5 protein-coding genes and 1 tRNA gene are annotated in these 7,827 nt (G+C 43.5%); 4 read left to right on the plus strand and 2 right to left on the minus strand.

Going from position 1 to position 7,827, the window contains the following annotated elements; all coding sequences use genetic code 11:
- Positions 1 to 23: 23 nt before the first annotated feature.
- On the plus strand, positions 24 to 1,397 hold the full coding sequence (locus HMPREF0106_RS22150) for an MFS transporter (protein WP_009038906.1): 1,374 nt from the start codon (positions 24 to 26) through the stop codon (positions 1,395 to 1,397).
- 12 nt (positions 1,398 to 1,409) lie between these two features.
- A complete protein-coding gene (locus HMPREF0106_RS22145) occupies positions 1,410 to 2,600 on the plus strand; it encodes an AGE family epimerase/isomerase (RefSeq protein WP_009038907.1) in 1,191 nt (396 codons plus the stop codon).
- 274 nt (positions 2,601 to 2,874) lie between these two features.
- Here the strand turns inward: HMPREF0106_RS22145 and HMPREF0106_RS22140 are convergent, their stop codons facing one another.
- Together HMPREF0106_RS22140 and HMPREF0106_RS22135 are read right to left on the minus strand one after the other, a co-directional pair.
- Entirely contained in the window at positions 2,875 to 3,885 is a 1,011-nt protein-coding gene (locus HMPREF0106_RS22140) for a 2-oxoacid:ferredoxin oxidoreductase subunit beta (protein WP_008642470.1), read from the minus strand.
- Positions 3,886 to 3,888: 3 nt separating this feature from the next.
- Entirely contained in the window at positions 3,889 to 5,739 is a 1,851-nt protein-coding gene (locus tag HMPREF0106_RS22135; RefSeq protein ID WP_009038908.1) for a 2-oxoacid:acceptor oxidoreductase subunit alpha, read from the minus strand.
- 330 nt (positions 5,740 to 6,069) lie between these two features.
- On the opposite strand from HMPREF0106_RS22135, the gene HMPREF0106_RS22130 reads away from it, so the two are divergent.
- Together HMPREF0106_RS22130 and HMPREF0106_RS22125 are read left to right on the plus strand one after the other, a co-directional pair.
- Positions 6,070 to 6,141, plus strand: a tRNA-Arg gene (locus tag HMPREF0106_RS22130).
- A gap of 106 nt (positions 6,142 to 6,247) precedes the next feature.
- Positions 6,248 to 7,570 (plus strand): phage integrase SAM-like domain-containing protein, encoded by a 1,323-nt coding sequence (locus HMPREF0106_RS22125; protein WP_008642473.1) that lies wholly within the window; start codon positions 6,248 to 6,250, stop codon positions 7,568 to 7,570.
- The last annotated feature ends 257 nt before the right edge of the window (positions 7,571 to 7,827 follow it).

Genomic DNA, 7,827 nt, shown 5'->3' on the forward strand with positions numbered 1-7,827 from the left:
GCATCCTTAAATAACGGTCTACCATGATAAAACTAAAAGAAAAGATTGGCTACGGTTTGGGAGACATGGCTTCCTCTATGTTCTGGAAGTTGTTCGGCTCTTATCTTATGATATTCTATACGGATGTATTCGGAATGTCGGCAGCCGTTGTGGGGACTATGTTCCTCGTCACTCGTGTATGGGATTCGGCATTCGATCCTATTGTCGGAATCATTGCCGACCGCACTCATTCACGGTGGGGGAAGTTCCGCCCTTATCTGCTATTTCTTGCTTTTCCGTTTGCCTTCATCGGAATCCTTACTTTTACTACTCCCGAATGGAGCATGACGGCGAAGATTGTATATGCTTATATTACTTACTCACTGATGATGATGGTTTATTCTGCTATCAATGTGCCTTATGCTTCTCTGTTAGGTGTAATGAGTGCCGAACCGCACGACCGCAATGTACTGTCTGTCTACCGCATGGTATTTGCCTATTTGGGCAGTTTCATCGCATTGCTGCTGTTCATGCCTATGGTGAATGCTTTTAGCGAGGGACATGGCGAGCAATATGGTTGGGAAATGGCTGTAACTGTGATAGCTGTCATGTGTACTGTCTTTTTTATCGGTTGTTTTGCTTTGACCCGTGAGCGTGTGAAACCTATCAGGGAGAAGCAAGCCCCGCTGAAAGATGATTTGAAAGATTTGTTGCACAACCGTCCCTGGTGGATTTTGTTGGGAGCGGGTATTGCTGCCTTGATTTTCAATTCCATTCGTGACGGTGCCACTGTGTATTATTTCAAGTACTTTATTGTAGAAAATAGTAATGAGCCGGTTACTTTTCTAGGTATCCCATTTGTATTAAGCGGACTGTACCTGGCTATTGGACAGGCGGCTAATATTGTCGGAGTGGTTTTGGTCGCTCCGGTCAGCAACCGCATCGGGAAGAAAAGAACTTATATGTGGGCTATGGTAGTTGCAACGGTGCTCAGTATCGTTTTCTACTGGTTCGATAAAGAGAATCTCATACTCATTTTTATTTTCCAGATACTTATCAGTATTTGTGCCGGCAGTATTTTCCCTCTTTTATGGAGCATGTATGCCGATTGTGTAGACTATTCCGAACTTAAAACGGGTAACAGGGCTACCGGACTGATATTTTCTTCTTCATCCATGAGCCAGAAGTTCGGGTGGGCAATCGGCAGCGCTGTCACTGGCTGGTTGTTGGGGTACTTCGGTTTCCAGGCGAATGTGGTGCAAAACGACCAGGCTATTAATGGTATCAGGATGTTTCTCAGCTTTTTGCCTGCCATAGGTACCTTATTGAGTATTTTATTCATCAGCATGTATCCGCTATCCGAAAGAAGAATGAAAGAAATCATCGGGGAACTGGAACAGAAGAGAAACCAACATTAAACATTTAGGATTATGGAAACTACTATTGAATGCCTGAAAGAGGAAGTGCAACAAGTGCTTACCACTAATATTCTCCCTTACTGGATAGAAAAAATGCAGGATAGAGGGAATGGAGGATTTTACGGTCGCATCACAGGGCAGGAATGTTTGGTTGCTGAAGCGGAGAAGGGAGCTGTCATGAATGCACGCATTCTGTGGACGTTCTCTGCTGCTTACCGCCTGTTGCATAAGACCGAATATCTGGAAATTGCCACTCGTGCCAAACGTGAAATAATCGACCGCTTTTATGATACACAATTTGGAGGAATTTATTGGAGCATAGATGCTCATGGGCAGCCTTTGGATACAAAGAAGCAGGTCTACGCTATCGGATTTGCTATTTATGGACTGAGTGAGTATCATCGGGCAACGGCGGACGACGAGGCTTTGGAATATGCTGTCCGCCTTTTTCATGACATCGAATTGCACTGTTTTGACAAAGGAAAAAATGGGTATTATGAAGCGTTTTCTAGAGAATGGGGAGAAATAGCAGATATGCGTCTCAGTGACAAGGATGCTAATGAACGCAAAACGATGAATACTCATTTGCATATTCTTGAGCCTTATACCAATCTTTTTCGGGTATGGAAGGATGAAATGCTGAAAAGCCGGTTGCATAATCTTATCCGTTTGTTCATTGATGAGATTATGGATATGGACACAAGGCATCTGCAACTTTTCTTTGACGACAACTGGCGAAGCAATTACCATATTATATCTTACGGTCATGATATTGAAGCGTCGTGGCTTATTCATGAGGCGGCACTCGTACTTGCTGACCGCCAACTATTGACCGAAATAGAAATGTATATCGTTGAGATGGCTGAAGCTGCTGCGGAGGGCTTTCTTTCCGACGGAGGAATGATTTACGAATTACGGACTAACAGTTCGTCTATTGATGCCGACCGGCATTGGTGGGTACAAGCTGAAACAGTGGTAGGATTTATGAATCTATATCAACATTTCGGTGACAAGCTATCTTTGTCACGCGCTGTCCGGTGTTGGGAGTTCATCAAAAAGCATTTAATTGATTATGCAAATGGAGAATGGTACTGGAGCCTTTCGGCTGATGGGACTGTCAACCGTGAGGATGATAAAGCCGGATTTTGGAAATGTCCTTACCATAACGGGCGTATGTGTATGGAGATAATGGAGCGCTTTTGATTTCATTGCAGTCGTTTAGTTCCAACCCTGTTTGGAACTGTTTGTTTCTCGGCGTGAAACACTTTGTTTCCCTGCTTGAAACATTTCGTTTCTCGGTGAGAAACAAATGGTTTCATGGCATGAAACAAATCACGGCTTGTGGGGTGACGCCCAGTATGCTGTGGGATGACTGAAGATGACCTTTAAGCAAACTTGAGGTGTATTTATAATGAAAGCTGGAGAAAGGGATTGTTTTATCCTTCCTCCAGCTTTTATATTATTGATGAGCAGTGAATTACTTCACTTCCCAAGTATCATTAGTCATCAACAGCTCCTGGAAATTGTGATATTTCTTCTTGCCTTTGATTTCTTCGATTTGTTCAACGACAGCATCGTTGTAAGTCGGAGCGTCTACATCACGGATTACACCGAGTGCAATCGGGAAGTCGGGACCTTCCATCAAAGCCAGCTTCAGTTGAAGCGTATTATCTTGGCAGTGTGCGTCGTGGATAAGGATATCCTTTTCTGTGATACCGTTCTCACCCAGTTTCACTACCTTCAGCCCGAAGCCTTCCTGCATCAATCCGAACTCCTTGTTTTCACCAAATAACATCGGTTTGCCATGTTCCAGATAGATAGCATTCTTGGCACGTCCTTCTTTGGTGGCAACGCTGGCGTGAGTTCCGTCGTTGAAGATCACGCAGTTCTGTAGAACTTCTACAACAGAAGCACCTTTGTGATTGGCTGCTGCTTTCAACACTTCTACAGAAGCGGCACCATCTACTGCAATGCAGCGTGCAAAGAAACGTCCGCGGGCGCCAAAAGCCAGCTCTGCCGGATGGAACGGGTCTTCCACTGTTCCGTAAGGAGATGATTTGGTGACAAGTCCGCGTTCTGAAGTCGGTGAATATTGTCCTTTTGTCAGACCGTAGATACGGTTGTTCAGAAGAATCATATTCAGGTCGACATTACGGCGTAATGCGTGGATGAAGTGGTTACCACCAATTGCAAGGCCGTCACCATCACCGGAAATCTGCCAGATAGTCAAATTGGGATTGGCTACTTTAGCTCCTGTTGCAACAGCAGCGGCACGTCCGTGGATAGTGTGGAACCCATATGTATTTACATAGTAAGGCAGACGGGAAGAACAACCGATACCGGAAATGACGGCAATATCATGCGGAGCTACTCCCAGTTCGGCCATAGCTTTGTGCAGTGAGTTCAGGAAAGCGTGGTCACCGCATCCCGGACACCAGCGTGGTTGGCCTGATTTATAATCTTGTACGGTATATACTTTATCGCTCATCTTTTATTCCTCCAATAATTTAGTGAATGCATCTATCAATTCTCTCGTAACGAAAGGCTGTCCTTTCACTTGGTTGAACTGGCTGATGTTCAATCCGGGCACTTTCATGCGCAAATAACCTGCGAATTGTCCCAGATTCTGTTCAGCTACCACGATTTTCTTGTATTTATGCAATACATCGGCTGTGTTCTTCGGCAGCGGGTTGATGTACTGGAAGTGAACGAAAGCCACTTTCTTTCCATGTTCGCGCATATAGTCCATAGCCAGACGGAGATGACCGTAAGTACCACCCCAACCCACAATCAATAAGTCTGCATCTTCGTCACCCAATACTTCGAGTTCGGGGATATAGTCTGCAATTTTATCCACTTTGGCCTGACGCAGATGAACCATCTTATTGTGGTTTTCGGGTTCGGTAGAGATAGCGCCTGTTTCGTTGCTCTTTTCAAGACCACCGATGCGGTGCATGAATCCTTCAGTTCCCGGAGTAGCCCAGTAGCGTACGCCTGTTTCCGGATTACGTTGGTAAGGAGTCCAGTTGCCGGCCATATCCGGGGTCACATACGGAGGATTGATGGCAGGATATTCATCCAGATTAGGGAGTTTCCATGCGGCAGAACCGTTAGCTACGAAAGCATCAGTCAGCAATACAACCGGAGTCATGTGTTCCAAGGCAATCTTGCATGCCATATAAGCGGCGTCGAAACAGTTGGTCGGCGATGTTGCGGCGATTACAGGCATCGGGCTTTCGCCGTTGCGTCCGTAAAGGGCCTGTAATAAGTCGGTCTGTTCTGATTTAGTAGGAAGACCGGTAGACGGACCGCCACGCTGTACATTGACAATCACCAATGGAAGTTCACCGATTACAGCAAGGTTCATCGCCTCACTCTTCAGGCAAACACCGGGGCCGGAAGTCGTAGTCACTGCCAAAGCACCGGCAAAAGCAGCACCAACTGCAGAAGCACAACCGGCTATTTCATCTTCGCACTGTACAGTTTTGACTCCCAATGATTTATGCTTGGCTAATTCGTGCAGAATATCAGTAGCCGGAGTGATAGGATAAGAACCCAAGTAGAGCCCCAGACCTGCTTTTTCAGCTGCGGCAATCAGTCCGTAAGCGGTTGCTTTATTACCGTTGATATCTGTATAAAGTCCTTTTGATTTCGGAGCTTTGCTTTCAATCTTATAAGTAGAGACAGAAGCATGAGTGTTTGCTCCGTAGTTGAAGCCATCGTTCAATACCTTAATATTAGCTTCTGCTATTTCGGGTTTCTTGGCGAATTTCTCGCGCAGCATTTTTTCAGCAGCAGCAAGGTTACGGTTGAACAACCAGCAAACCAATCCGAGTGCAAACATGTTTTTGCAACGGAGAATTGATTTGTTATCCAATCCGGAGTCTTTCAGGCTCTCTTTGCACATGGAAGAGATAGGAACTTCCAATACTTCCTGTTTTATTCCTAATTCTTCAAAGGGATTGTTGGTTTTAAATTGTGCCTTTTCCAAATCTCTGGCTTCGAATGAGTCGGAGTCGGTGATGATAAGTCCTTGCGGTTTACAGAATTTGATTTGTGTTTTCAGTGCGGAAGGGTTCATAGCCACCAATACGTGGCAACGGTCTCCGGGAGTGTAAACTTGTCCGGCGCCGATGTGGACCTGGAAACCGGAAACACCGGTTAGCGAACCTTGCGGGGCGCGGATGTCTGCCGGATAGTCAGGGAATGTACAGATGTCATTTCCCACTGTAGCCGACACGTTCGAGAAGATGTTGCCGGCCAGCTGCATACCGTCGCCGGAGTCGCCGGAGAAACGTACTACTACTTCCTCCAATTCTTTAACCATCATTTCGTCTGCCATAACTTTAATTACTATATTTAATTTAAAAACTGATTTTACTTTCAATTTGTGAGCGCAAAGGTCGGAAAGTTAATCGAATTATCAAAATAAATCCTACTTTATTGTCCTATTGACGCCAATTATTTGAAATATCTGAAAGGAACCTGCATTTTTATTCTTGTTAAATCGACAGAAACCGTTATCTTTGCAAGCAAATTTGAAGCGGCCTTGTAGTTCAACGGATAGAATAGAAGTTTCCTAAACGTATGTTCTTCCAAACAATGCAAAGGTAGTAAAATTTAGATTTATAGTAAATAAGAAAAGGAAGTTATAACGATAATTATTACATAAGGCTCTGTAGTTCAACGGATAGAACAAGAATTTCCTAAATTTTAGATAGGGGTTCGATTCCCCTCGGAGCTACTTTTCAAGTCCATTCCATTACGGGGTGGACTTCTTTTTTACAGCATTTACAGCAAAAAATAGGTATATTTGCGGATAAAAGTTCTACTATAGTTCTACAAAGATTATGGCTACATTCAAAGCAGAGGTGTACGCTCACCAAAAAAGGGCTGACGGCACATATAATATAAAGATAAGGGTTATACACCAAAAGAGGAAAAAGTACATCCCGACCACTTACTACGTGACAAAGGATGATTTGACACGCACGACTTTCAAATTGAAAAACCAAAAGTACATAGATGCCACCGATGATATGATAAAGAAATACCGTTCCATTTGTGACCGCATGGGGGAACGGCTTAAATCCATGACCGTTGAGCAGGTGGTAGATGCAATCACTAACGACAATGGGGAACACTTCGATTTGGATATAGTGGCTTATGCCCGTCAATACATATTGCACTTAAAGGAAACCGGGCATACAGGCAATGCGCTTTCTTACCAAGTAGCTATTAACAACCTTGTACGCTTTGTTGGCAGGGATAGCGTGAGCATAAAAGAAATCACGGTTAAGTTTGTCAATGATTGGATAAAGTGGATAAAAGAGAATCCGGCACGTTCCAAACCCGAAGCCAATCACGGAGAAAGGGCACAGAGCCTATATATATCCCAGCTAAGAGCCATACACAACCGAGCAAAGAAAGAGTTTAACGATGAGGATGCCGGGCTGATACGCATTCCCTATTCTCCTTTTAAGAGGGTGGAAATTCCCAAAGTTCCAGTTACAAGAAAAAGGGCTATTTCTACGGATTTACTTCGTAAATTTTCGGAGCTGCCTTATTCTTTGATTATGCAACCGGGGACAAACAGGTACAATCTCGCAAAGGATGTCTTTCTTTTGAGTTTCTGCTTAATCGGAATGAATGCGGTAGATTTGTACACTTGTACGGATTTGAAGAAAGGACGAATTACATACCAACGGACAAAAACAAAGAATCGGAGAGCCGACAAAGCGGAAATATCTGTGAGGATAGAGCCTGAACTAAAAGCCCTTATGAAAAAATATAAAGACCATACCGGGCAAAGGGTCTTTAATTTCTACAAGCTGTATTCAAGCGTGGATAGCTTTACGGCTGCAATTAACAAGGGTTTGAAAAAGATTGGTGATGATTTGGGAATAGATGATTTGGAGTTTTACGCAGCAAGGCATACATGGGCAACCATTGCAAGCAATGAAGCCGGAGTAGATAAATACACCGTTCACACAGCTCTTAACCACGTGGACGAAAATATGAGAGTGACGGATATTTATATTGCGAAATCGTGGGACAGCATAGATGCTGCCAACCGTAAGGTATTGGATTATGTCAAGCTATCTTTGGATGATGTAACAGAAAAGAAGTATATACCCAAAAATAAGCGTGTTTTGCCTAAGCAAAATTTGTAAGCTGTTATAGTTCAGTGATTTACAAGCCTATTTTTGCTTAGGCAAAATTTTAATAGGTGTTTATCTATCCTCTAAATCTGTATTATCTCTGATAATCAGATAGTTGCAGATTTTGCCTAAGCAAATTGCCTAAGCAAAATGATTTTGCCTAAGCAAAAATTGTAATATTCTGATAATCAAATAAATAGTTATTTTTAAGCCTAAAAATAGCGTTTTGCCTAAGCAAAATTTGCAAATGATTGAAATACAGTGTGTTA

It is taken from the genome of Bacteroides sp. D22 (genome assembly GCF_000163675.1).
GTDB classification, from domain to species: Bacteria; Bacteroidota; Bacteroidia; order Bacteroidales; family Bacteroidaceae; genus Bacteroides; species Bacteroides xylanisolvens.

What these genes read in the sequence shown, in the direction of transcription:
- HMPREF0106_RS22125 (WP_008642473.1), top strand. Translation starts at nt 6,248, where the DNA reads ATGGCTACATTCAAAGCAGAGGTGTACGCTCACCAAAAAAGGGCTGAC.
- HMPREF0106_RS22135 (WP_009038908.1), bottom strand. Translation starts at nt 5,739, where the DNA reads ATGGCAGACGAAATGATGGTTAAAGAATTGGAGGAAGTAGTAGTACGT.
- HMPREF0106_RS22150 (WP_009038906.1), top strand. Translation starts at nt 24, where the DNA reads ATGATAAAACTAAAAGAAAAGATTGGCTACGGTTTGGGAGACATGGCT.
- HMPREF0106_RS22145 (WP_009038907.1), top strand. Translation starts at nt 1,410, where the DNA reads ATGGAAACTACTATTGAATGCCTGAAAGAGGAAGTGCAACAAGTGCTT.
- HMPREF0106_RS22140 (WP_008642470.1), bottom strand. Translation starts at nt 3,885, where the DNA reads ATGAGCGATAAAGTATATACCGTACAAGATTATAAATCAGGCCAACCA.